Here is a 255-nt window from a genome sequence, read left to right as displayed (position 1 = left end):
CATGGTTGATGTGGTCAAAGCACCCCTTGATATCCGCTTCCAGGACCCATCGGGCTGAGCCCTTCTGAGACATGGAAACAAAAATCTGGGACATGGCATCGGCCGTTGAGCGATGACTCCTGAACCCGTATGAGTTCGGGTCGCTCGTGGACTCTGCCACTGGCTCCAAGGCCAGCAAGTACAGAGCTTGCATCGCTCTGTCATGCATGGTCGGAATGCCCAGAGGGCGCTCCTTCCCATTGGCCTTGGGGATAA

At 56.5% G+C, this 255-nt stretch carries 1 protein-coding gene; it reads right to left on the bottom strand.

The annotated features are described in order from the left end of the window. On the bottom strand, positions 1 to 255 hold a 255-nt coding region (locus tag ACRXB1_RS37765), incomplete at both ends, for a reverse transcriptase domain-containing protein (RefSeq protein WP_449494981.1).

It is taken from the genome of Caballeronia sp. M23-90 (assembly GCF_053574605.1).
The sequence above is the reverse complement of the archived record's forward strand: the minus strand, read 5'-3'. Positions and strand labels throughout refer to the sequence as shown.